Origin of the sequence: Pseudomonas syringae group sp. 243L2, assembly GCF_032587875.1 — a bacterium.
GTDB classification, from domain to species: domain Bacteria; phylum Pseudomonadota; class Gammaproteobacteria; order Pseudomonadales; family Pseudomonadaceae; genus Aquipseudomonas; species Aquipseudomonas amygdali.
The window spans coordinates 143,114-165,662 of sequence record NZ_JAWHPL010000003.1 but is presented as its reverse complement, the minus strand read 5'-3'; the positions used below and the strand labels follow the sequence as shown (position 1 = coordinate 165,662).

Genomic DNA, 22,549 nt, shown 5'->3' with positions numbered 1-22,549 from the left:
CGGGCCCCGACACGCGCACCCTGGACGCGCAGTGAATGCAGGTCATGCACAAACCAAGTGCTCTGATTCAGACCATTTGATCTGTTCTGCGCGGTGAAATCGAGTCAGGCCGTTGTTCCATAGCGTTTTCCCGGTAGTGGCATGGATGCTGCTACGGCCTGAGAGTCGGCCACGTGCTGCCCTCATCGGCCATTACCCTCAGGAAAACGTCTATGTACAAGAAACTGTTGCCCGGGACATTGTGTGCGGCTGTAGCGTTCGGGGCCGCTGGCTTCGCTCAGGCCGAGGGCTTGACCCTGAAGGGACCTGCGAAAATCGCCATGGTCTACATCAGCCCGCGCAATGATGGCGGCTGGACTCAGGCATTCGATGAGGCGCGCGTGAAGCTTGAGAAGGATCTGGACACAAAAATCCAGTTCGTGGAAAGCGTGCCCGAGAACGCCGCTGCCATTACCCCCGTGGTCGACCGACTCATCGCACGCGGTGCCAACATCATCGTCGGCACTGCATTCGGTTACTCAGACACCTTCCTTGCGCTGGCCAAAAAATACCCTGATGTCGCGTTCCTGAACGGCTCGGGCACCACCAACGCGGCCAACCTCGAATCGTTTTATGGCCGTACCTACGAGAGCCAGTACCTGTGCGGCATGGCCGCTGGTGCTGCGTCGAAAACCGGCAAGCTGGGCTTCGTCGCCGCCAACCCGTTCGGCCAGGTCAACTGGACCATCAACGCCTACGAACTGGGTGCCCGGCAGATCAATCCGAAAGCCACCGTCACTGTGGTTTATACCGGCGCCTGGAATGACCCGGTCAAGGAGCGCGCGGCAACCATGGCATTGATCGACAACGGCGTCGATGTGGTCGGCCAGCACGTCGACAGCCCGACACCGCAGATCGTCGCTCAGGAGCGCGGCATTCATGGCACCGGCCACCATCGGGATCTGAGCGAGTTTGCCCCCAAGGCAACCGTCTGTTCCTCGTTGTGGGTCTGGGACCGCTTCCTGGGGCCAGAGCTCAAAAAGGTCATCGCGGGCAACTGGACCCCGCCCGCCAACGGTGCACTGCTGTCGATGCAGCAGGGCGGCACCGATATCACGCTGAGCAAAGACCCGATCATTTCGGAAGACAATCGCAAGAAGATCATGGCCGAGCGTGACGAACTGCTGGCAGGCAGGAAAATCATCTACAGCGGACCGCTGGCGGACCGTGACGGCAAGGAGCGGGTTGCGGCCGGTCAGCAATTGTCTGACCCGGATCTGTGGAAGATGGACTGGTTTGTCGAAGGCGTGAAGACTCAGCAATGAGTCAGGTCAACGCGCTGCAACTCACCGGCATCAGTAAATCGTTCGATGGCTTCAAGGCGCTGATCGATGCCGATTTCACCGCCTGTTGGGGCGAAGTGCATGCGTTGCTGGGCGAGAACGGTGCAGGCAAGTCATCGCTGATGAACATTGCAGCCGGGCTGTACGCACCGGAAACCGGCACGCTGCTGCTGGACGACAACCCGGTTCGGCTTCAGGGGCCCAGGGACGCCAGCCGTTACCGGATTGGCATGGTTCACCAGCACTTCAAGCTGGTGAAGCCCTTTACAGTGGCGCAGAACATTCTGTTGGCACTGCCCGAGCAACCGGGCGAAGGCAGCTATCGAAAGCGTCTGCGTGCGCTGGAGCAAGAGATTGTCAGCAAGGCGGACGAACTGGGGTTTGCGATTGACCCGGCCCGGACCGTCGACAGCCTGTCGGTCGCCGAGCAGCAGCGCGTCGAGATCCTCAAGGTGCTGCTGGCCGGTGCGCGCATTCTGATCCTTGATGAGCCGACCGCAGTCCTGACCGATCAGGAGGCCGAACGTTTGCTGCTGACCGTTCAGGCCTTTGCGCGGCAGGGCGCTGCGGTGATTCTGGTGACGCACAAGATGGCCGACGTCAAACGCTATGCCGACCGCGTGACCGTGATGCGCGGCGGGCGCACCGTGCAGACTGTTGACCCGCAGAAGGTGAGTGTCGAGCAACTGGTGCAACTGACCGTGGGCGAGTCGGTGCCGGTCGCAGAACATCATTGCGCAACGCCTGGTGAGGTGCGTTTACAGGTACGCGATTTGCGCAGCGTCGGCAGCGGCGCACTCAACGGCGTGAACATGACCCTGCACGCCGGGCAGATCTACGGTATTGCGGGCGTTGGCGGCAATGGTCAGGCCGAACTGGCCAACGCATTGATGGGGCTGCCGCAGGCCACCGAGGGCGAAATCCACATGGCCTCTTTTGGCGACCTGCGCAGTGCGTCAGCTGATCAGCGTCGGCAACTGCGCATCGCTTCCATCCCGGCGGACCGCTACGGCGCGGCGCTGGCCGGGTCGCTGTCGGTGGCCGAGAACTTCGGCATCGGCAACATCCATAGCGGGCAATACGGTTCTTTCTGGCGTCTGGGTTACAAGCGCCTGAAGCAGGACGCGCAACGCGCGGTGGCGGACTTCGATGTGCAGGGCGTGCGCTCTCTCGACCAGAAAGCTGCACTGCTGTCGGGCGGCAACGCACAGAAACTGGTGATCGCCCGTGAATTCAGCCGCGACCCGCAATTGGTGCTGGTGCATAGCCCGAGCCGTGGCCTGGACGTGCGTGCCACACAGGCGGTGCATGCCCGCCTGCGCGCGGCACGCGATGCAGGCGCTGCGGTGCTGGTGATCAGCGAAGACCTGGACGAAGTATTGAGCCTGGCTGACCGTATCGGCGTAATGAACGGCGGGCGTGTCGTCGCCGAGTTCGATTACCCCGCTGACCGTCAGGCTATCGGCAAAGCGATGGTGAGCCATGAGTGACACAACTGCATTGCAACAGACTGCTCCGGCACGCCAACCGTTGCTTTCGCGCCGCTACACGCTGGAACTTCGTCAGCAGACTGGCTGGCCCTTGCAGGCGCTGATCATAGCCCTGGCGTTGCTGGTCGGCCTGGCGATCTGTACTACTATCCTGATTCTTGCCGGGGTGCCTGCTGACGAGTTGCTCAACGAATTCGTCGTTCAAACGGTGTTCGATGCCCAAAACTTCAAGGCTGTGCTGTTTCAGGCGTCGCCGATGATTATGGTCGGCCTGGCCGGGTGCATGGCGTTTCGTGCGCGCTTCTGGAACCTGGGGCTGGAGGGCCAGATGATCTGGGGAGCGATTGGTGCCACGGCGATTTCGCTGTTCCAGGTGGGGCCGGAAGTTCTGCGCCTGCCGCTAATGATGGCGGCGGCTGTGATCTGCGGGTTGCTGTGGAGCCTGGGGCCGGTACTGTTGAAGCTAAAGTGGCAGGTCAACGAGATCATCTCGACCCTGATGCTCAATTACATCGCCGCCAACTTCCTTCTGCATCTGGTTTATGGCAGTTGGAAGGACCCGCGAGACAACTTTCCCTACTCGCCTGCGTTTCAAAGCTTTGAGCGTTTGCCTGATCTGTTTGCGGGGTATAACGCAGCGATCCCCCTGGCGCTGTTGGTCACCGGCCTGACTCTGTGGTTTGTCGGCGTCTCGCGGGCCGGGCTGTACCTGCGCTTCGTCGATGCCAACCCGAAGGTCGCCGGGGCTGTGGGTGTGCCGGTGCGCAAGATGATTATCGGCACTGTGCTGCTTTCAGGTGCACTGGCAGGGCTCGCAGGTTTCGTTGTGACGTCCGGGCAGGAAGGGCGCCTTACCCAGTCGTTCTATCAGGGCTACGGTTTTTCCGGGATTCTCATCGCCTTTCTGGCCCGCAATAACCCAGTGGCCGCTACCGTGGTCGCGCTGCTGATCGCCATGCTGTTCGTGGCCGGGCGCAACCTGCAGGTGTTCTATCAGATTCCGTTTTCGATGGTGCAACTGATCCAGGCAATCCTGGTGATCTGCGTCGCGTCGTCGGACTTTTTCATCCGCCATCGCCTGCGGCGCATTCAGGCAGGAGAATGTTGATGGAGCTTATTTCCCACTGGTTGGGCAGCGCACCGGATTTCGCCGTGCCGTTTGCGCTGGCCGCACTGGGCCTGATTCTCATCGAGCGCAGCGGTGTACTGGCGCTGGGCGTCGAGGGGCTGATGCTGGTCGGCGCGTTGGCGGGCATCGGTATGCAGTTGAGCCTGGGCTCGCCTGGTCTTTCGCTGCTGGCGTCGATGGTGGCGGCAGGCCTGGTTTCGTTGCTGTTTGCGCTGATGGTGTTGGTGCTGCGGATCAATCAGGTGATTGCCGGCCTGGCGCTGGTGTTCTTCTGTCAGGGTTTGACCGGTCTGCTGGGTACGCTGCTTGGCTGGACCAACCGGCCAGTCTGCGGCTTGCAGGCGTTGGAACTATGGCCTTTGTCCGAGCTGCCGGTGGTAGGCAGGGTGTTTGTTCAGAACCCACTGGTGTATTTGACCGTGGTGATTTTCATTGCGGTGGTCTGGCTGCTTGACCGCTCCCGAACCGGGCTGCGTTTGCGGGCGGTTGGCGAGAACCCGCAGGCCGCCGATGCCGCAGGCATTTCTGTATTGGGTTACCGCCTGGCGGCAATTGTCGCCGGTTCTGCATTGATGGGGCTGGCGGGCGGCTTCATTGCCGTACTCAGTACCAAGATGTGGATCGCGGACATGACAGGCGGACGCGGCTGGATTGCGGTTTCGCTGGTGATCTTCGCGCGCTGGTCGCCCTGGCGTGCGTTGGCCGGTGCTTTGCTGTTCGGTGGCATCGAGGCGCTGATTCCGCAATTGGCGGCCACGGGGGTGCGCCTGCCTCAGTATTTCGTCTTGATGACGCCCTACGCGGTCACGTTGTTGGTGATGGTCTGGGTGGCAAGCGGCAAGCGTCAATCCAGCAGTCAGCCGGGTGCGTTGGGCGAGCCTTATATTCGTGAGGAACGACGCTGAGCAAAACACGTCAAGCGCCGTAATACGGGCGGTTCAGCAGGGGTTAAGGAATTTTTGACAGCTGGCATGCTCTAATCCGGTTACCAGCGTTCGTCAAAACCAGGAGCTCCTGAATGTTTACCTCGCGTCGTTTGATCATTGTTGCCACCGCCGTAGCCATGCTGTCGGGCTGTGCAACATCCAATCCCTATGACAATCAAGGCCAGGCGCAAAGCTCCGGTGGCATGAGCAAAACAGCCAAGTACGGCGGACTCGGCGCATTGGCCGGTGCAGTAGCAGGTGCCGCCATCGACCACAATCATCGTGGCAAGGGCGCATTGATTGGTGCTGCCGTTGCGGGCGCTGCATCGGCGGGGTATGGCTATTACGCAGACAAGCAGGAAGCAGCATTGCGCGCGAGCATGGCCAATACTGGCGTCGAGGTGCAGCGTCAGGGTGACCAGATCAAACTGATCATGCCGGGTAACATAACGTTCGCAACGGACTCTTCGGCAATCGCCAGCAGCTTCTATTCGCCGCTCAACAACCTGGCGAATTCACTCAAGCAGTTCAACCAGAACAACATTGAAATCGTCGGTTACACCGACAGCACCGGCAGCCGCCAGCACAACATGGACCTGTCGCAGCAGCGCGCACAAAGCGTTGCGACGTACCTGACTTCGCAGGGCGTTGATCAATCGCACCTGTCAGTGCGCGGCGCGGGCCCCGACCAACCGATTGCCAGCAACGCCGATGTCAATGGCCGCGCCCAGAACCGCCGTGTCGAGGTAAACCTCAAGCCGATTCCGGGTCAGCAGTACTGATCAACAACGTTGCGTTGGCACGATATTGGTTTCTCGTTCCTTACGCTCCAGTGAACTGCAGTTCGCAATGCTCTGCGTCGCAAGAGGACGCAGAGCGTCCTGAAAGGCATGCCGACGCGGAGCGTCGCACGATAGGGATATTATCGTGCCTCACGCTCGCGGCTGTGCTGGATACTGCTCATGCAAGCTGTCCAGCAGCCGGTCTTTCTGTTCCCATAGCGCATTGATCCACTGCTGGAATTCCAGGCGGTACTCGCCGTCCTGGTCGTAGTTCCTGCCGAGAAACTGCTGCGGGATTTTGATCTCTTCGAAGTGGGCAACCACTTCCCTCACATTGCCGCACAACAGGTCCCAGTAGCCGGGTTGCCCGCCCGGGTAGTGGATGGTCACGTTGATGATCGACTCCAGCTGTTCGCCCATCGCATCGAGCACGAAGGCAATGCCGCCAGCCTTGGGTTTGAGCAAGTGGCGGAAGGGCGAGTTCTGCTGCGCGTGCTTACCGGCGGTGAAGCGCGTGCCTTCTGCGAAGTTGAAGATGCCCACCGGGTTGTGACGAAACTTCGCGCAGGTGCGGCGGGTGGTTTCCAGGTCCTTGCCTTTCTTTTCCGGGTGTTTCGCAAGGTACGCCTTGGAGTAACGCTTCATGAACGGAAAACCCAACGCCCACCACGCCAGACCGATGATCGGGACCCAGATCAACTCCTGCTTGAGGAAGAATTTCAACGGACGAATGCGCCGGTTGAGCACGTATTGCAAGACCATGATGTCGACCCAGCTCTGGTGATTGCTGGTGACCAGATACGAGTGTTTGTAATCGAGCCCTTCCAGCCCGCTCAGGTGCCAGCGGGTGTGGCAGAGCAGCTTGATCCAGGCATTGTTGTTGCCGATCCAGGTTTCATGGATGTGGCTCATCAGCCAGTCGGTAAAGCGCTGTGCCGCAGAGAAAGGCAGGCAGATCTTGAGGATCGTGACCGCGAACAGCACCGTGCAACAGACGATGGTGTTCAGCGCCAATAACAGCGATGCGATGACGCCGCGCAACGGGGCAGGCAGGAAATCCATGAAGGAGATGGCTCCGGAAGTTGTCGGAAGCCGCAGATGGGGCTGCGGCATCATGAGTAGGTATCAGGACAGCGTGTCGGCCTGTATCGCCGTCAGTGCGATGGTATAGACGATGTCATCCACCTGTGCGCCACGTGGCAGGTCGTTCACCGGCTTGCGCAGGCCTTGCAGCATCGGGCCAAGGCTTACACAGTCGGCACTGCGTTGCACCGCCTTGTAGGTGGTATTGCCAGTATTGAGGTCCGGGAACACGAACACGTTGGCACGTCCTGCCACCGGGCTGTCCGGAGCCAGCTGTCGGGCGACATGTTCGTTGGCGGCCGCATCATACTGCAGCGGCCCGTCGATCAATAGATCGCGCCGGGTTTCTCGTGCCAGTTGCGTTGCTTCGCGGACCTTCTCCACTTCTTCGCCGCTGGCCGAGTTGCCGCTGGAATAGCTGATCATCGCTACCCGTGGCGAAATGCCGAACGCAGTGGCTGAGTCGGCGCTTTGCAAGGCGATCTCGGACAGCTCGCTGGCACTCGGATGCGGGTTCATGATGCAGTCGCCGTACATCAGCACCTGCTCGGGGAACAGCATGAAAAATACCGAAGACACCAGCGTGCAGCCCGGCGCGGTCTTGATCAGTTGCAGGGCCGGCCGGATGGTGTTGGCGGTGGAGTGAATGACGCCTGATACCAGCCCGTCGACTTCGTCCAGCGCCAGCATTACGGTGCCGATGACCACCGGGTCTTCGAGCTGTTGCTCGGCCATGGGCGCGTTCAGGCTTTTGTTTTTGCGCAGTTCCACCATCGGCGCAACGTAGCGCTCGCGAATCAGCTCCGGGTCAAGAATCTCCAGCCCCGGTGGCAGCTCGATACCGTGTGCCTGAGCCACGGCCTGCACTTCCTCGGGCCTGGCCAGTAACACACAGCGGGCGATACCGCGCGCCTGGCAGATGGCCGCCGCCTGAATGGTCAGCGGTTCGTTGCCTTCGGGCAGGACAATACGCTTGTTGGCTGCCTGCGCTCGCTGGATCAGTTGATAGCGAAACACGGCAGGCGACAGGCGCAGCTCGCGGGGTGTTCCGCAGCGCTGGTGCAGCCAGCCGGCGTCCAGATGGCCGGCCACGAAATCGGTGATGTTTTCCGCGCGCTCGCGGTCATCGATGGGTATTTCCTTGTTTAACTGATTGAGCCGGTTTGCCGTGTCATAGGAACCGCTGCTGACCGACAGCACAGGCAGACCGGCCTGGAATGCACCTCGGCACAGTTCCATGATGCGAGGGTCGGGCACGGTATCGCTGGTCAGCAACAGGCCCGCCAGCGGTACGCCATTTATTGCCGCCAGGCTCACTGCCAGAATGATGTCGTCACGGTCGCCCGGCGTCACGACCAGCACGCCCGGCTTGAGCAGTGGAACGGTATTGAGCACCGTTCGGGCACAGATAATGATTCTGGACATGCGCCGCTGATCGTAATCGCCTGCGTTGAGTACCTGCGCGCCTAGCAATTCGGCCACATCACGAGTGCGCGGGGCATTGAGTTCAGCACGATAGGGAATGCAGCCCAGCAGTCGGAAATCGCCACTGCGCAGCAGTGGAGAGTGCTCTTTCAGGCGAGAGGAGAAGACTTCCATGCTCTCTTCGGTGCGCACCTTGTTGAGTATCACGCCCAGCACCTTCGGGTCCTTGGGGCCACCAAACAGCTGGGCCTGCAATTCGACCCTGCCCGACAGCTCGGCAAGCACTTCGTTTTCCGGGGCAGAGACCAGAATGACGTCAGCATCCAGGCTCTTGGCCAGGTGCAGATTGACCCGCGCGGCATAGCTCGCGCTGCGGGTCGGGACCATGCCTTCGACCACCAGCACGTCCTTGCCGACAGCTGCCTGTTGATAAAGATTGATGATCTCTTCGAGCAGTTCATCCAGTTGACCATCGCCGAGCATGCGCTCGACATGCGCCAGCCCCAGAGGCTTGGGCGGCTTCAGGCCGTGGGTGCGGGCCATCAGTTCAGTCGAGCGCTCGGGGCCCAGATCGCCGGGGTGCGGCTGGGCAATCGGTTTGAAAAAACCTACTTTCAAGCCTGCGCGCTCCAGTGTGCGCACCAGGCCCAGGCTGATAGAGGTCAACCCCACGCCGAAGTCAGTGGGGGCGATAAAAAAAGTCTGCATACTGGCTTCTCGATTGAGCAGTGCAAGGGTCGCAGCACATAGGGAACAGCTGCTGACCAAAAAAGTCCGGAAATCGTCTAACGCGATTTCTCTGCGGCAAGACTATCGTTATCTGCGGCGTTAGCACACCAGCCGCAGCGAAAGGCCTGACCTGTCATCTGTTGGCGTTTTATCGGGTCAAGAACCCAGGCTCGCGACTGCCATGGCGGCTGATGGCGCAGGTGCTGAGTGTGGCCGCAGGACAGCACGGCAATCCAGTGCCCTTCTTGATCCTGTTGCAAGTTGATAACAGTTGAACCTTCCATTCTGGGCCGTTTGTCAGAGTTGCGTTCGCTTTCGGGCGATTGCTTGGTTAAACTTGCTCGTTCTTCAATCTTAAGCAAAAGGTCTTGTCCCCATGCCGATCGCCGCCAATAAGGCTGTCTCCATTGACTATACCCTGACCAACGACGCTGGTGAGGTCATCGACAGCTCTGCCGGTGGTGCGCCGCTGGTTTACCTGCAAGGTGCAGGCAACATCATCCCGGGCCTGGAAAAGGCGCTGGAAGGCAAGGACGTCGGTGACGAGCTGAAGGTAGCCGTCGAGCCGGAAGATGCCTATGGTGAATACTCCGCCGAACTGGTCAGCACCCTGAGCGCCAGCATGTTCGAAGGTGTCGACAAACTCGAAGTCGGCATGCAGTTCCACGCATCCGGTCCGGACGGCGGCATGCAGATCGTGACCATCCGCGATCTGGACGGCGATGACGTCACTGTTGACGGCAACCACCCGCTCGCGGGCCAGCGCCTGAACTTCGACGTAAAGGTTGTGGCTATCCGCGACGCCAGTGAAGAAGAAATGGCTCACGGCCATGTTCACGGTGAAGGCGGTCATCAACACTGATTTGTGCTGCTAAGCTCAGGTCACTGAAAAGGCGCCCTGGCTGTTCTGCGATGACGACTTTCGTTACGCGTGCGGTCACGGTGCCTTTTTTCAGGTTGTGGCTTTGGGTTACTTGTTTCAAAAGGGGTTCTCATGAGTGCTTTTCACGACATCAAATTGAAAGCGCTGGGTGGTCAGGAACTGCCGATGGCGGGTTTCAAGAACAAAGTGGTTCTGGTGGTCAACGTCGCGTCCAAATGCGGGCTGACACCGCAATACGCAGCACTTGAAAACCTCTATCAGCAATACAAGGACAAGGGCCTGGAGATTCTCGGGCTGCCGTGCAACCAGTTTGCCGGGCAGGAACCGGGTAGCGAAAAAGAGATCGCCGAATTTTGCGAACTCAATTACGGCGTGACCTTTACGCTGGGTGAAAAACTCGACGTCAATGGCCCTGACCGGCATTCGCTTTATCGCCTGCTGGCTGGCGAAGGCGCCGAGTTTCCCGGGGATATCACCTGGAATTTCGAAAAGTTTCTGGTCGGCAAGAACGGTGGCGTGAGCGCGCGTTTCTCTCCGCGTACTGCACCGGATGATCCCGCAGTGATTCAGGCCATTGAAAAGGCCTTGGCACAAAGCTGATCACCTCGTCGAGGTAGCACCGGGTTAGCGTGTGCTTGCCCGGCTGTCTTGCGCCTTGGCGGCTTTTGCACTCAAATCAGCCAAATCAATAGTACTGGGCCAGCGCTGATGCCCAGCGATATTCTGCGCGCCTGATCCGGCGCTTGTCGCCGTAGTGCAATCGACCATTTTTCCGGAGTTTCGCATGTCGGTAGAAGCCTTGTTTACGCCTTTCCGTCTGGGCAGCCTGGAATTGTCGTCGCGGGTGGTGATGGCACCCATGACCCGTTCGTTCTCGCCGGGACATGTCCCCAACTCAAAGGTGATCGAGTACTACCGGCGTCGGGCGGCGGCAGGTGTCGGGCTGATTATCACCGAAGGAACGACGGTCAACCACAAGGCTTCCAACGGCTACCCGAACGTTCCGCAGTTTTTTGGTGATGCGCCACTGGCGGGCTGGCGCAAGGTTGTTGAGGCGGTGCACGCAGAGGGTGGCAAGATCGTCCCGCAACTCTGGCACGTAGGTGCGGTTCGTCGTCCCGGTACCGAGCCGGACGGTAGCGTGCCTGCCTATGGGCCGATGGAGAAGGTCAAGGACGGTCAAGTGCTGGTGCATGGCATGAGCAAACAGGACATTGATGATGTTGTGGCCGCTTTTGCTCAGGCTGCTGTCGATGCCAAGGCGATTGGCATGGACGGTGTCGAAATTCATGGGGCCCACGGTTATCTGATTGATCAGTTCTTCTGGGAGGGCAGCAATCAGCGCAGTGACGAGTACGGTGGCAGCCTGGCCAACCGTTCGCGGTTTGCCATCGAGCTGATCAAGGCAGTGCGCGTCGCGGTAGGGGCGGACTATCCGATCATCTTCCGTTTCTCACAATGGAAACAGCAGGATTACACCGCACGTCTGGTGCAGACGCCCGAGGCGCTGGGCGAATTCCTGCAACCGTTGGCTGACGCCGGAGTGGATATCTTCCATTGCTCTACGCGTCGTTTCTGGGAACCCGAGTTTGAAGGCTCTGACCTGAACCTCGCAGGCTGGACGCGCAAACTGACCGGCAAACCGACCATTACCGTCGGCAGTGTCGGGCTGGACGGTGAGTTTCTGCAGTTCATGGTCAACACCGATAAGGTCGCACAGCCGGCCAGCCTGGAAAATCTGCTGAAGCGGCTGGGCAACGACGAGTTTGATCTGGTTGCGGTGGGACGTGCCTTGCTGGTCGACCCGGACTGGGCATTGAAAGTGCGTGAGGGACGCGAGCATGACATCCTGCCATTCAGTCGAGAGGCACTGACGACACTGGTCTGATCTTCTTGGTAGCCACCTGCCTGGTCTCTTTGGTATTTACAGGTTTTTCGCCCGGGCAGGCCTCACGCAATTGTCGTTCGAACTGATCGATGATCGTCGTCCAGCCCTGGCGACTGGCGTGTTGACGGGCATTGAGGCGCACCCGGCGCAACGTTTCGCTGTCTTCCAGCAACCAGCGTGCTGCGTCGATGAACGCCGCCTCGTCACCCGGCATGGCCAAGGCCCCATTGTGGCCATGACGAATATGCTGCCCGGCAGCGGCTTCGTCGTAAGCAACCACACCCAGCCCTGAGGCCAGCGCTTCAAGGACCACGTTGCCGAACGTTTCGGTCAGGCTGGGGAACAGAAACATATCTGCCGAGGCATAGTGCATGGCCAGCACTTCACCGCGTTGAGTGCCGCAGAAGATCGCATCCGGAATCTGCTGCTCAAGCTGCTGGCGCTGAGGCCCATCGCCGACAACAATCAGTTTGATATTACGTTGCGGGTAACTGTCCTTGAGCGTTTCGAAGCTGGCTTTGAGCAGGCCCAGGTTTTTCTCGGGTGCCAGGCGGCCGACGTGTATGACGCCGATATCACCCGCTTGCAGGCCCCAGCTTTCGCGCAGAGCCTGCGAACGCCTGGACGGGTTGAACATCTGGCTGTCCACGCCGCGAGACAACAACTCGATTCTTTCAAAGCCGCGCCGCTCCAGTTCCATCTTCTGGCTGATGCTCGGCACCAGCGTCATGCGCGAGCGATTGTGGAACCAGCGCAGGTAGTGTGTCAGCAGCCGGGTGATAAAACCCATGCCGTATTGCTGCGTGTACTGTGGAAAGTTGGTGTGAAAGCCGCTGATCACCGCTATACCCAGACGCCGTGCTGCCCGTAGCGCCGACAGCCCCAGCGGACCTTCAGTGGCGATGTACAACACATCCGGTCGACGCCGCTGCCAGCGGCGCAGCAGTTTGTGCATCGAAGACTGGCCCCATTGCAACCCTGGATAGCCCGGTATCGGCCAGCCCCGGCACAGCAACAGGTCTTCTGCGGCACCTGCATGGGTCTCGTCATTCTGGCGCGGCCGAACCAGCTCGACCCGGTGCCCGCGCAACCGCAACCCTTCACAAAGACGCCCCAGGGTATTGGCAACGCCGTTGATCTCGGGAATGAAGGTTTCAGTAATCAGGGTGACGTTAAGAATTTTGCTCATGGGAGCAGTTTCGGCTGGTTACATTTCGGTTATGTGGCGGTTGTGTGAACTTCAAGTGGCTTCACATCAACCGCCTCGATTCATCTCAATAGGTGATTCTGAGGGTCTGCTATTCGCTCCATGGCCGCAGGTCTCGGCAGAAATCCCTTTTCGTCGACCACAGATCTGCGCTGCTCAAGGCTCATGTTGTCCAAAAAAAAGTTCGAGCGGGGCTGGATATGTTTGCCTAGAGTGGCAGGTTCGTCCGCTGTAAGGTCTTCGACCCTCTGGCTCAATATCTGAGCAAACCTGCCTGATCGCGATTGCGGGAGTGTTTCGAGACCGGCAGGCCGGTTGGTGTTAATGGGTTTGACTGTTGCGGTGTTTACGATGTTTTCCATTGCTCTATGGCTCCTGTTGTCTAGACGCAACAGAGCAAGCGCAATGCCAATATTGATATATTAGTTTGGTCCTACACGCTTGAGCCGAGTGGGCAGGGTGTTAATTTTTTTGGCCTACAGAGACGGCCTACATGAAATTTTTTGAAACGCTGGCAACGTTTGTTCTTTAGCGGCAACCGCTTGCCGACTGTCAGGTAGACGAGTTTGCTCATGGTTGTAAGGCTTGAGGTTTTTGTTTGTAGGAAGCTTCTTTATAGCTATATTTTTTGCAGGGTTTTGATTCGTCTGATAGCATCCGCTTTCTTTTTAAAGGGATATGAAATGTCAGATTTAATGTATGCGCCACCGAAAGCCAGTCTGGAAAAAGATGAAACGGACAGTAGAGGTCCGGAATTTTATGTCGTGTCTCTAAAGAAATTCTTCATTCTGTATCTTTTGACATCGGGCTTTTTCGCGATTCACTGGTTTTATCGAAACTGGTCGCTGAATAAGAAATTTTCAGGCAGTAAGGTGTGGCCCGCTGCGCGTGTGATCTTCGCCGTTATTTACGCCTTTCCACTATTTCGCACTGTGGACAAAAGTCTGCGGCGACAGGGGCGTGGTCACATGGCGTACTGGGCGATTAGCGGCCTGGTGTTGCTGGCGTTGACTATTGCGGGGATGGTGCTTTCGCAAGGTGTTTCCGGGCATGTGCAATTCAAACCGGTCGGCGGCTGGCTGGTATGGGCGGTTCTGCTGGCCACTGCGCAAACATTTAATTTAATGCTGGTGCAGTCGAAGATGAATGCCGCGGCGCTTGATCCAGACGGAAGTACCAACTCAAGATTGACATGGGCCAATGGCCTATGGATTCTTGCCGGGTGTGCTATCTGGTTGATGAGTATACCGACCTACCTCTCTGCGTCTGCTGCAGCGTAGATACTACTGACGCCAATTGAAGTGCCGAACAGATCATCCATTATCTATTCGGCACTCTTTCAGGCTTTGTCGTCACTCAGCCAGTCAATCAGAGTAATCAGCCCAGGTCATTGACCAGTTGGCCGATCACTTCACCTACCTTGGCCAGGTCCGGCGCAGCCAGGCGATGTTCATCGGCATACGAATACGCCACGGTGAACAAGCCTGCGGTGCGAGTAGAGTAAGACGGAGCGTCTTTCTCGAAAACACGGTTGGCTGCCTCGGCAGTCAGGGAGCTGGAACTGATGACCAAACGTTCTTCCGGGTTGTTTACGCCGTTGATGTAAACGTTGTCCGGATTGATCGACCATTCGGCCAGTTCACTGACCAGAAACGCCCGAATCTTTTCTTCGACTGTGGCGTTTTCAGCGGCAAATGCTGCAGGGTTTACTGGAGTATTCATGATTTAACTTCCTTGTTAAGTTCATGTGTCGCATGTTCGATGGAAGCAGACTTCACATGAACGGGTTGGTTGAGGCTCTATTGAGCCTCAGTCGAAAGAGCCTTGTGCGGTAAATATATATAGCGAGTGATTTTTTTCAGATAGTCCGGGCCGTGTTGCGCGGCCCGGCAATGTTTCGGGGTTCAGCCCCGTGCCTGCGTCACCGGCAACGCATCCGCCCCGCGCTCGCGCACCCAGAACAGCGTTGCTCCGGCCACTGCGGCGGGCATCATCAGCAGGTTGACCACTGGTATCAGCAAGGCGACGTAGACAATGCCGCCGAAGCTCAGGCTTTGCCAGCGCTTGCTTTTCAGCCAGCCGAGCATTTCGTTCCAGCCTAGTTTGTGGTTGTCGGCGGGGTAGTCAATGTACTGGATCGCCATCATCCAGACGCCGAACAACAGCCACAGCGGAGCGGCGATGATGTTGGCCACAGGGATGAACGACAGAATGAACAGCCCGAGCATGCGCGGCAGCATATAGCCAAGCTTGCGGGCTTCGCGGGCCAGGGTACGTGGCACCATAGCCACCAGTTCGGCCCAGCTGAAATCCGGTGAATCGTCCACGCCACGAACCACGGCTTCGACTTTTTCGGAGAGAAACCCGTTAAACGGCGCGGCGATGATGTTGGCGACCACGGTGAAGGTGAAAAACACCATCAGCAGGACCAGCACCACGAACAGCGGCCAGAGGATATAGCTGAGAAAGCTCAGCCAGTGAGGGAGCGTAGGCATGAAGGTGTCGACCCACAGCTCGAACTGGTGCACCGCCAGATAGATCAGGCCGCAGAACAACACCACATTGATGCTCAAGGGCAGCAGGACGAACAATCGCAAACCAGGACTGAGAACCAGGTTCAGTCCTTCTCTGAGGTATTGCGGGCCGGTAAGGGCGGGCGCGGGCATGGCAGTCTCCAGGTGCTTGAAAGGCGTGACCTTACCGGCTTTGTGATAGCCATGAAAGAGTTGATGGCTGTCGGCGCTCAGCACCATTCCTCAAGCCCTGAACGCGCTTGCCGGGGCCGGATGTTCGCGCGAGTACACTGCTGTCGGTCAGTCACCCTATAGAAGTGACCTATGGGGTGGATTGTGAAACGATATTTCCTTAACCTTTGCTACCCCGATAGGCTTGGCACCAATTTCAGGACCTGTCTCAGGAGTCAGAACTTTCAGGATCCGCCGAGTGAATGGCACTTCCCCAAGTGTTTCGGCGGTCCTTTTTTATCCAGCTGTTTCGATTGCGGCTTGAACAGTCGGTCGACAGGAGTGTGTCATGTCAGACGTACGTCATTCCCGAGTGATCATTCTCGGTTCCGGCCCTGCCGGTTACAGCGCTGCGGTTTACGCCGCCCGCGCCAACCTCAAGCCTCTGCTGATCACCGGCATGCAGGCTGGTGGTCAGTTGACCACCACCACTGAAGTCGACAACTGGCCGGGCGACCCCCATGGCCTGACCGGTCCGGCGCTGATGGAGCGTATGCGTGAGCATGCCGAGCGTTTCGAGACTGAAATCGTCTTCGACCACATCAACTCCGTTGATCTGGCCGGCAAGCCGTTCAGCCTTCAGGGCGATAGCGCAACCTACACCTGCGATGCACTGATCATCGCCACCGGTGCCAGCGCCCGTTACCTGGGCCTGCCTTCGGAAGAAGCGTTCATGGGCAAGGGGGTTTCTGCCTGCGCCACATGCGATGGCTTCTTTTACCGCAACCGTGAAGTCGCGGTAGTCGGTGGCGGTAACACGGCGGTGGAAGAAGCGCTGTATCTGGCCAACATCGCCAGCAAGGTGACTCTGGTTCACCGTCGCGAAACCTTTCGCGCCGAGAAGATCCTGATCGACAAGCTGCACGCACGTGTCGCCGAAGGCAAGATTGAGCTCAAGCTCAATGCCACGCTGGACGAGGTATTGGGTGACAACATGGGCGTGACCGGTGCGCGTCTGAAGAACAATGACGGGACCAGTGACGAGCTGAAAGTCGACGGCGTATTCATCGCCATCGGCCACACGCCGAACACCTCGCTGTTCGAAGGGCAACTGGCTCTGAAAGATGGCTACATGGTTGTGCACGGTGGCCGTGAAGGCAACGCGACTGCTACCAGCGTTGAAGGTGTATTCGCGGCCGGTGATGTGGCTGACCACGTATACCGTCAGGCCATCACCTCGGCTGGTGCAGGCTGCATGGCGGCACTGGACGTCGAGCGTTATCTGGACGGTCTGGCAAACGCCACGTTCTGATTGGCGTCCCTCCAGGCCTCTGCAACCAGGTTCTCGTGCCAATGCGTTGGCACGAGAACCTGTCAGCTCAAGCCTTGCGCTTGAGCGGCTCGCCTTCGAATTTCACACCTGCCAGCCCATGCTCGATCAGCGCACGAATATTGCCGTGGTCGCTGCCTTCAGGTGTGGCTTGCACCGAGCGGTAGTGCTCGCCAAATGCCAACAGTGCCTCTTCATCGCTCAAACCTTCCAGCAATGCCAGGCCTAGCGTCTTGCAAGACCCTTCGTTTTGCCCGGCAGCATTGTCGACGGCGCCGTTTCTGAACGGCTGAGGCTGATAATCGTAACCTTCGGCGATAAAGGCCAGGGTATCAGCGAACACATGCTCGCCGCTGCGCAGGCTGGTGCGCAGGGAGTTCAGATCAGTCATGTTTGGGTTCCTTGGCGAACGCCGCCTGTTGTTCGGCGTTTGCTTCTTTCTGGTATTGAGCTTTCCACTCGCTGTACGGCATGCCGTAAACCACCTCGCGAGCATCATCGAGGCTGATGTCGATGTGCTTTTCATCGGCGGCGGCCTTGTACCACTTGGACAGGCAGTTACGGCAGAAACCGGACAGGTTCATCAGGTCGATGTTCTGGACATCCTTGCGGCTGTCCAGATGCGCGACCAGGCGACGGAAGGCTGCAGCTTCGAGTTCGAGGCGTTCTTGCTCGGTCATGACGGGCTCTTTTCAATAGACGGTTCGCGTCATGATAAGAGTTTCAGCGTTGACCGGCGAGCGTGATCGATACCGATTCGGCAAAGCGCAGCGCATGCGGCTTGTCGACTTCCACTTCTGCGTAGGTCACGGCCTTGTGGCTCATCACCAGGTCCAGCACTTCCTGTGTCAGTCTTTCCAGCAGAGCGAAGCGGTTGCCCTCGACATGCTGAATGATGGCCTTGGTGATGGTGCGATAGTTGAGAGCATGCTCGATGTCGTTGTCGCGAACGGCTTCCTGTGCGGCGTAGAGAATCGTCAGATTGATCAGCACATCCTGCTTGTTGACGATTTCGTCTTCGTTGATACCGATATATGTGCGCAGGCGCAGGTCCTTGACCCGGATGCGCGCGGTGCCAGGTTCGAGTCTTGCCATTATTGTCTGCTCCGTCCGATCAATTGCAGAAACTCCATGCGGGTGGTGCTCGAGTCACGGAAGGCCCCCAGCATCACTGAAGTGTTCATGGTCGAATTCTGTTTTTCGACACCGCGCATCATCATGCACATGTGCTTTGCCTCGATGACCACGGCTACACCTGCCGCCCCCGTGACTTGCTGAATGGCATCGGCAATCTGCTTGGTCAGATTTTCCTGAATCTGCAGGCGGCGGGCAAACATGTCCACAATGCGCGCGATCTTCGACAGGCCCAGCACTTTGCCGGTAGGGATATAAGCCACATGCGCCTTGCCTATGAATGGCAACAGGTGGTGCTCGCAGAGTGAATACAGCTCGATATTCTGGACAATGACCATCTCATCATTGTCGGATGCGAACAGGGCACCATTGACGATTTCGTCGACGCTCTGGGTGTAGCCGTGACACAGATACTGCATCGCTTTGGAAGCGCGTTTCGGGGTGTCCAGAAGGCCTTCGCGGTCTGGATCTTCACCAAGGCCGAGCAGAATGTCTCGATAGTGCTGGGGCAGGGACGAACTCATCAGAATGTTCCTCGGGGCGGCTTACTTGACGTGCCGTCCGCCGTTTACGGTCAGTGTTGTGCCGGTGACATAGGTGCTGTCCAGAAGGTAACGCAGGCTCTGGTAGATCACTTCTGCACCAGGCTCTATGCCCAAAGCCGATTTGGCCAGGGCGTTGGCGCGGTAGGCCGCATCGTCCTTGGGTTGAAACATCAACAGCGCCGGTGCTATGCCGTTGACTTTGACAAGAGGGGCGAACCGGGCAGCGAAGGACAGCGTCAGGCTTTCCAGGCCGGCCTTGGTTGCGCAGTAGGCGATGTGCTTGCTGCTGCCCTTGCGGGTCACGTCATCGCTGATATGCACGATGTCAGCGACTTCACTGGCGGTCAGCAACGGCTCACAGTGCAGATTGATCAGGTAGGGTGCCAGCATATGTACGCTGAACATACGCGTGAAGTTATCCGCTTCCTCGCCCGGGGTTTCTGCCAGCCACTCGGATGCATTGTGTACAACGGCACGCAGGCTTGAAGTCTGGGTTTTCAGTAGATCAATGAACGCCATGATCCCGGTTTCGCACGAAAAATCGCCGTAGAGGGCCACCGCTCCGGCCTGGCGCAGTTCCGTCACGCTTGCGTGTTCAGTGCGATAACTGATGATAACCCGATGCCCATGCTCAAGCAGTCGCAAGGCGCAATGCAGGCCTACGCGCTGGCTGGCTCCGGTGATCAGAATCGGTGCAGAAGATAATGTCATCGACAGCTCACGTATCGGTTATCCACAGTGGACGGGGATTGTACGGTCGATTGCTCCTTCCGGTTTACAGGCAAAGTTATACCAGAGAATTTTTTTGTACAACCCTGGACATCATGAAACTCGCCGAGGCAGTGCTCGAAGGCGCTGAGCACGTGGAGGCTGAGGGAACGAGCGGGGCTGGGACGCGACCAAGACCTGTACCGAGGTGTAAAGGTGTACAGGTCTTTATGAGTCTAGCGAGGGGAAGGTGATTGTGTCGGGCGTGCCGGTGCAGGCGTGCTTTGCAGCCAAGGGGCAAGCAGGCGCGTGGACAGGGGAATGAACAGGTAGACCATCAGCGGGGTAAGCACCGCTGTACTGATCATGATGCGCGGCAACAGGTCCAGATGATTGAGCAGCGGGCCAAGCAGGAAATTGAAGATCAGTGACACGGGAAAAAACGCCAGCCAGATGGCAACGGCCTGTTTCCAGCGTGGCGGGCGCTGATCGATTGCGCCGAACCAGCCATCAATACCACTGACGCGATGTTCCGAGGGCTGCGCGAAAAGACCGCTGCCGCGCACCAGCCAGGAGCGTCGAGAGGCGGAATGCTCCCAAGCGTGCATGGTGTGCTCATCGGTAAAGCGGAAAATGATCTGAAATTCATCATCGCCAGGCGGAGGCGCCAGCACGCCGGAACCCAGATACCCCGGGAAATCCGTGGCCAACTGTTCGCCTTCGTGCAGCCAGGCCATCATTTCATGGTAACGACCCTGTGCCACGCGGCGGGCGACCATCAAGGTGACGGGTGAGGTAGACATTGTGTATCTCCGGTAGAGGCGTGAGATTCCCGGGTAGGGAGGTCACATGCCGCGATCCGGGGTGGTGGGTCGCGACAGCTTCACTTGAAAAGCAAGCAAGGATTATTCCTGAAACGCTGACGGACCGGTAGAGCTTTGCGGTGTTGGCTGATTACTTGTGCAGGGAAGGGTGCTTGCGGCGATGCTCTTGGAGGATGTACTGACGCAAGCGCTCGGCGTCGTCCTTGCCATGCTTGCTGAAGTGATAGGCACCGAAACTGTGTTCGGTCATTCGCTCCAGCTTGCCGCGCATTGGAATAGGGGCCTGACCTGGCGGGTTGAACCAGGCGGAAAAGTTTCTCGGCAGCTTGCCTTCCTTGCGGTACTCAAGCAGCACCCCCTTGAACGACAGCTCGTGAACCCAGAGCGCCGTCAATGCACCCTTTTCGGTCTCAAGCGGGATTGGCTCTTCAAGCACGAGCCGCCAGGGGCGAATCTTCGGGCCTTCCTCGAAAATACTCGGTGCGCCCAGTTCCAGATGCAGCGCATGGAATTCGTCCTCGACCAGATGCAGAGGGAAATTCATCTGCTGGTTTTCGAACTGCGCATGGATCGTGACCTGCTCGTGAGCAGCCAGACGTGTCAGCAGATCCTGAATCTGAACCCCGCCATTGACCAGAAGGCTACGCGTGCTGTCGCGCACATTCAGCTTCGGATTGCGCTGCATGCTCTGGATAAAATCCAGTTCAGCCTGTGTGAGGAGAGAATCAGGTTGCATTGGCGGAGAGCTCGGTCTGACCGGTTATTGAGAACAAAGACCATTGATTCCGCAAGTTGTTCGGACCGCTCATCATATTTTTCCATTTTAATGTTTCAACTTGGCTGTGCTTTTTCCGTGCCGGCCAAAGGCAAAAGGGTCCGTAGAAAATTCAGATGGCATTCTAGGGCATAATGTTTCACTTTTTTTCAGCTGCTGCAGGAATAGCCATGAAAGTTGCCATCGTGTGTGGAACGGTTTACGGATCGGCCGAAGAAGTTGCCAGACACGCCTCTGCACTGTTGCGTGCCGCTGGTCACGAAACACTCGTCAACCCTAGGCTCGCGTTGCCTGATGTGTTGGCTTTCGAGCCTCAGGCCATCCTTGCGGTGACGTCGACCACCGGGATGGGGGAGCTGCCCGACAACCTCATGCCTCTCTATTCAGAGCTTCGTGATCTTTTGCCTGGCCAACTGCGTGGCTTGCCGGGTGGTGTGATCGCATTGGGTGATGCCAGCTACGGCGACACCTTCTGTGCAGGCGGCGAGCAGATGCGTGAATTGTTCGCTGAACTGGGTGTGAATGAAGTGCAGGACATGCTGCGTCTGGACGGAAGTGAAAGCGTGACCCCGGAAACCGACGCCGAGCCTTGGCTGGCAGCGTTCATCAAGCACTTGGGCTGAAATCATCCCGCTGCTTTATTGAGCATGATTCAGCACTGCGCGTGTTGATTGTGACTGGCAGGTGCCTGGACGACACTCATCGCAACGTTTCTTTTGATCCTGGAGCCTGCGATGAGTGAGTCGGTGCGTTTTGAAGATAAAGTCGTCATTGTGACTGGCGCAGGAGGCGGGCTGGGAAGGGCTCATGCGCTGCTGTTTGCAAAGCACGGCGCGCGGGTGGTGGTCAACGACCTGGGTGGCTCTGCCCATGGCGAAGGGGCCAGTGCTTCTGCTGCTGATCGCGTTGTAGCCGAGATTCGTGAAGCCGGTGGCACCGCTGTGGCCAACCATGACTCGGTGACCGACGGCGGGCGCATAGTGCAACACGCGCTCGATGCCTTCGGTCGCATAGATGTGCTGGTCAACAACGCTGGCATCCTGCGCGACAAGACCTTCGCCAAAATGGAGGACGCCGACTGGGACCTGGTTTACCGCGTCCATGTCGAGGGCGCCTATAAGGTCACACATGCCGCCTGGCCATACCTGCGTGAGCAGAACTACGGGCGGGTGATTTTCACTTCATCGACATCCGGCATCTATGGCAATTTCGGCCAATCCAATTACGCAACCGCCAAGCTCGGGCTTTACGGACTGACTCGCACCCTCGCGCTGGAAGGCCGCAAGCACCGGATTTTCGTCAACGCCATAGCCCCGACCGGGGGCACGCGCATGACCGAGGGGCTTATTCCTGCCAACGTATTCGAGCTGCTCAAACCTGAACTGATCAGCCCGTTGGTGGTGTATCTGGGCAGCGAACAGTGTCAGGACAGTGGCGATCTGTTTGAAGTGGGCGGCGGCTGGATCGGCAAGGTCCGTTGGGAGCGCAGTCAGGGAGCATGCTTCGACCCACAGGCGGGCTTCAGCCCGGAGGAGGTTGCTGCACAATGGCAGACGATTGGTGATTTCGATCAAGCCGCGCACCCCGCCGACAATATCGAGGCGTTGAAAGAAATGATGGCCAATCTGCAAAAATACGCTAATTAAGCAGGTTCTGAGATATGCGGCGGCTTTGGAAAAAAAAGT

General features: G+C 58.2%; 26 protein-coding genes. 12 read left to right on the top strand and 14 right to left on the bottom strand.

The features are described from left to right. Nucleotides 1-212 precede the first annotated feature (212 nt). The 5 genes from RYB66_RS01895 to RYB66_RS01875 all read left to right on the top strand — a co-directional run bounded on the left by RYB66_RS01895 (nucleotide 213) and on the right by RYB66_RS01875 (nucleotide 5,649). Nucleotides 213-1,304, top strand: a complete 1,092-nt coding sequence (locus RYB66_RS01895; protein ID WP_004659938.1) for a BMP family ABC transporter substrate-binding protein — start codon at nucleotides 213-215, stop codon at nucleotides 1,302-1,304. After that, nucleotides 1,301-2,812 (top strand): ABC transporter ATP-binding protein, encoded by a 1,512-nt coding sequence (locus RYB66_RS01890; RefSeq protein WP_005746192.1) that lies wholly within the window; start codon nucleotides 1,301-1,303, stop codon nucleotides 2,810-2,812. The genes RYB66_RS01895 and RYB66_RS01890 overlap by 4 nt, the downstream gene beginning before the upstream one ends. Further along, nucleotides 2,805-3,920 (top strand): ABC transporter permease, encoded by a 1,116-nt coding sequence (locus RYB66_RS01885; protein WP_316893611.1) that lies wholly within the window; start codon nucleotides 2,805-2,807, stop codon nucleotides 3,918-3,920. Before RYB66_RS01890 ends, RYB66_RS01885 begins: the two co-directional genes overlap by 8 nt. Continuing rightward, on the top strand, nucleotides 3,920-4,846 hold the full coding sequence (locus RYB66_RS01880; protein WP_316893608.1) for an ABC transporter permease: 927 nt from the start codon (nucleotides 3,920-3,922) through the stop codon (nucleotides 4,844-4,846). The genes RYB66_RS01885 and RYB66_RS01880 overlap by 1 nt, the downstream gene beginning before the upstream one ends. Nucleotides 4,847-4,959: 113 nt before the next feature. Then, complete coding sequence (locus RYB66_RS01875) at nucleotides 4,960-5,649, top strand: OmpA family protein (RefSeq protein WP_005733218.1); 690 nt, start codon at nucleotides 4,960-4,962, stop codon at nucleotides 5,647-5,649. A 150-nt stretch (nucleotides 5,650-5,799) separates the two neighbouring features. On the opposite strand, the gene RYB66_RS01870 is transcribed toward RYB66_RS01875, so the two are convergent. From RYB66_RS01870 to RYB66_RS01860, 3 genes are all read right to left on the bottom strand, one after another. Beyond that, entirely contained in the window at nucleotides 5,800-6,711 is a 912-nt protein-coding gene (locus RYB66_RS01870; protein ID WP_005778018.1) for an acyltransferase, read from the bottom strand. Nucleotides 6,712-6,774: 63 nt separating this feature from the next. Then, complete coding sequence (pta, locus tag RYB66_RS01865; protein ID WP_002552203.1) at nucleotides 6,775-8,865, bottom strand: phosphate acetyltransferase; 2,091 nt, start codon at nucleotides 8,863-8,865, stop codon at nucleotides 6,775-6,777. 77 nt (nucleotides 8,866-8,942) lie between these two features. Then, nucleotides 8,943-9,248 (bottom strand): DUF3565 domain-containing protein, encoded by a 306-nt coding sequence (locus RYB66_RS01860; protein ID WP_005733216.1) that lies wholly within the window; start codon nucleotides 9,246-9,248, stop codon nucleotides 8,943-8,945. 14 nt (nucleotides 9,249-9,262) lie between these two features. Between RYB66_RS01860 and RYB66_RS01855 the strand changes: the two genes are divergently transcribed. The 3 genes from RYB66_RS01855 to RYB66_RS01845 all read left to right on the top strand — a co-directional run bounded on the left by RYB66_RS01855 (nucleotide 9,263) and on the right by RYB66_RS01845 (nucleotide 11,657). Next, nucleotides 9,263-9,748 carry a peptidylprolyl isomerase gene (locus RYB66_RS01855; RefSeq protein WP_002552205.1) on the top strand — a complete coding sequence of 162 codons (486 nt, stop codon included), beginning with the start codon at nucleotides 9,263-9,265 and terminating at the stop codon, nucleotides 9,746-9,748. A gap of 132 nt (nucleotides 9,749-9,880) precedes the next feature. Then, nucleotides 9,881-10,369, top strand: coding sequence for a glutathione peroxidase (locus tag RYB66_RS01850; protein ID WP_002552206.1), 489 nt, complete (start codon nucleotides 9,881-9,883; stop codon nucleotides 10,367-10,369). A 184-nt stretch (nucleotides 10,370-10,553) separates the two neighbouring features. Then, nucleotides 10,554-11,657, top strand: a complete 1,104-nt coding sequence (locus RYB66_RS01845; protein WP_004659956.1) for an NADH:flavin oxidoreductase — start codon at nucleotides 10,554-10,556, stop codon at nucleotides 11,655-11,657. Here the strand turns inward: RYB66_RS01845 and RYB66_RS01840 are convergent. Both RYB66_RS01840 and RYB66_RS01835 read right to left on the bottom strand, forming a co-directional pair. Continuing rightward, on the bottom strand, nucleotides 11,626-12,846 hold the full coding sequence (locus RYB66_RS01840; protein WP_316893605.1) for a glycosyltransferase family 1 protein: 1,221 nt from the start codon (nucleotides 12,844-12,846) through the stop codon (nucleotides 11,626-11,628). The two genes, RYB66_RS01845 and RYB66_RS01840, sit on opposite strands and share 32 nt — an antisense overlap. Nucleotides 12,847-12,926: 80 nt before the next feature. Continuing rightward, entirely contained in the window at nucleotides 12,927-13,226 is a 300-nt protein-coding gene (locus tag RYB66_RS01835) for a hypothetical protein (RefSeq protein ID WP_117139494.1), read from the bottom strand. 321 nt (nucleotides 13,227-13,547) lie between these two features. Between RYB66_RS01835 and RYB66_RS01830 the strand changes: the two genes are divergently transcribed. Then, nucleotides 13,548-14,144 carry a hypothetical protein gene (locus tag RYB66_RS01830; protein ID WP_057401707.1) on the top strand — a complete coding sequence of 199 codons (597 nt, stop codon included), beginning with the start codon at nucleotides 13,548-13,550 and terminating at the stop codon, nucleotides 14,142-14,144. 97 nt (nucleotides 14,145-14,241) lie between these two features. Here the strand turns inward: RYB66_RS01830 and RYB66_RS01825 are convergent, their stop codons facing one another. Next, nucleotides 14,242-14,586 carry a hypothetical protein gene (locus tag RYB66_RS01825; protein WP_004659963.1) on the bottom strand — a complete coding sequence of 115 codons (345 nt, stop codon included), beginning with the start codon at nucleotides 14,584-14,586 and terminating at the stop codon, nucleotides 14,242-14,244. A 182-nt stretch (nucleotides 14,587-14,768) separates the two neighbouring features. Next, nucleotides 14,769-15,530: a sulfate transporter CysZ gene (gene cysZ / locus RYB66_RS01820; protein ID WP_029240951.1), complete on the bottom strand. Its 762-nt coding sequence runs from the start codon at nucleotides 15,528-15,530 to the stop codon at nucleotides 14,769-14,771. A gap of 367 nt (nucleotides 15,531-15,897) precedes the next feature. Between cysZ and trxB the strand changes: the two genes are divergently transcribed. Next, nucleotides 15,898-16,860: a thioredoxin-disulfide reductase gene (gene trxB / locus RYB66_RS01815; protein WP_004659967.1), complete on the top strand. Its 963-nt coding sequence runs from the start codon at nucleotides 15,898-15,900 to the stop codon at nucleotides 16,858-16,860. A gap of 67 nt (nucleotides 16,861-16,927) precedes the next feature. Here trxB and RYB66_RS01810 read toward each other — a convergent pair whose 3' ends face one another. The 7 genes from RYB66_RS01810 to RYB66_RS01780 all read right to left on the bottom strand — a co-directional run bounded on the left by RYB66_RS01810 (nucleotide 16,928) and on the right by RYB66_RS01780 (nucleotide 20,825). Beyond that, entirely contained in the window at nucleotides 16,928-17,269 is a 342-nt protein-coding gene (locus RYB66_RS01810) for a HopJ type III effector protein (protein WP_005746057.1), read from the bottom strand. Beyond that, nucleotides 17,262-17,558, bottom strand: a complete 297-nt coding sequence (locus RYB66_RS01805; protein ID WP_002552213.1) for a DUF1244 domain-containing protein — start codon at nucleotides 17,556-17,558, stop codon at nucleotides 17,262-17,264. The genes RYB66_RS01810 and RYB66_RS01805 overlap by 8 nt, the downstream gene beginning before the upstream one ends. 43 nt (nucleotides 17,559-17,601) lie before the next feature. Further along, nucleotides 17,602-17,973: a dihydroneopterin triphosphate 2'-epimerase gene (folX, locus tag RYB66_RS01800; protein ID WP_002552214.1), complete on the bottom strand. Its 372-nt coding sequence runs from the start codon at nucleotides 17,971-17,973 to the stop codon at nucleotides 17,602-17,604. Beyond that, nucleotides 17,973-18,536, bottom strand: coding sequence for a GTP cyclohydrolase I FolE (folE, locus tag RYB66_RS01795; RefSeq protein WP_004659974.1), 564 nt, complete (start codon nucleotides 18,534-18,536; stop codon nucleotides 17,973-17,975). Before folE ends, folX begins: the two co-directional genes overlap by 1 nt. 21 nt (nucleotides 18,537-18,557) lie before the next feature. Next, nucleotides 18,558-19,268 (bottom strand): dihydromonapterin reductase, encoded by a 711-nt coding sequence (folM, locus tag RYB66_RS01790; protein WP_002552216.1) that lies wholly within the window; start codon nucleotides 19,266-19,268, stop codon nucleotides 18,558-18,560. Nucleotides 19,269-19,501: 233 nt separating this feature from the next. Further along, nucleotides 19,502-20,068 carry an antibiotic biosynthesis monooxygenase gene (locus RYB66_RS01785; protein WP_003346204.1) on the bottom strand — a complete coding sequence of 189 codons (567 nt, stop codon included), beginning with the start codon at nucleotides 20,066-20,068 and terminating at the stop codon, nucleotides 19,502-19,504. 151 nt (nucleotides 20,069-20,219) lie between these two features. After that, nucleotides 20,220-20,825: a hypothetical protein gene (locus tag RYB66_RS01780; RefSeq protein ID WP_002552218.1), complete on the bottom strand. Its 606-nt coding sequence runs from the start codon at nucleotides 20,823-20,825 to the stop codon at nucleotides 20,220-20,222. Nucleotides 20,826-21,034: 209 nt separating this feature from the next. Between RYB66_RS01780 and RYB66_RS01775 the strand changes: the two genes are divergently transcribed. Further along, nucleotides 21,035-21,487, top strand: coding sequence for a flavodoxin (locus RYB66_RS01775; RefSeq protein WP_002552219.1), 453 nt, complete (start codon nucleotides 21,035-21,037; stop codon nucleotides 21,485-21,487). 111 nt (nucleotides 21,488-21,598) lie between these two features. Beyond that, nucleotides 21,599-22,510, top strand: coding sequence for an SDR family oxidoreductase (locus RYB66_RS01770; protein WP_316886164.1), 912 nt, complete (start codon nucleotides 21,599-21,601; stop codon nucleotides 22,508-22,510). Nucleotides 22,511-22,549: the final 39 nt, after the last annotated feature.